1 protein-coding gene is annotated in these 585 nt (G+C 75.0%); it reads left to right on the top strand.

What is annotated here, in order from left to right; translation table 11 throughout:
- A partial coding sequence (locus VB737_RS07510) for a hypothetical protein (protein ID WP_500312283.1) occupies window positions 1-565 on the top strand: 565 nt, incomplete at its 5' end.
- Window positions 566-585 lie beyond the last annotated feature (20 nt).

The raw sequence follows: 585 nt of genomic DNA, 5'->3' as shown, positions 1-585 counted from the left end.
GCTCCACGACCAGCGCCTCGATGCGGGGCTGGAGGAGGCCCTGGAGCGGGCCGGGGGCCTGGCGGTGACGGCGCTGGCGTTGCGGGAGGAGGCCGTGGCCCGCTTCACCGACCCGGGCCACCTGGAGGCCCTGGGCAGTGTCCAGCTCTGCTGCGAGCGGCTGCAGCAGCTGCCGGAACGGCTGCGGGAACGGCGGCCCCTGCTGGAATCCGGTGGCGGGCAGCGCCTCGATCCGGAGGACCTGGCCCGCCGCCTGGCGCGGGAGGAGAAGGCCCTGCAGCGGGAAGCGGAGGGTCCCCTGCGCCACGAGCGGCGGCGGCTGGTGGATCAGCTGCGCCGCAACCTGCATGCGGCGCGTCAGGGCATGGACGAACGGGAGGCCCGCCTGCTGGCCCTGGCCACCCGGCTGGAGGCCATCGATGGCGGCCTGCAGCAGCTGCGCCGCCAGATCGACCACCAGTGGCCCAGCACCGAAGCCAGCGACGCCGCCATGGCGACGGCGATCGAGCCGCTCGATGAGGCCCTTGATCAGATCGAGCGTTCCCTCGACGCCGGCACCGCCTGAGGCCCCAGCAGGGGCCCGCC

It is taken from the genome of Synechococcus sp. BA-120 BA3 (assembly GCF_034931285.1).
GTDB lineage: Bacteria > Cyanobacteriota > Cyanobacteriia > PCC-6307 > Cyanobiaceae > Cyanobium.
Note: the sequence above shows the minus strand (reverse complement) of the source record. Positions and strands in the feature narration are given on the sequence as shown.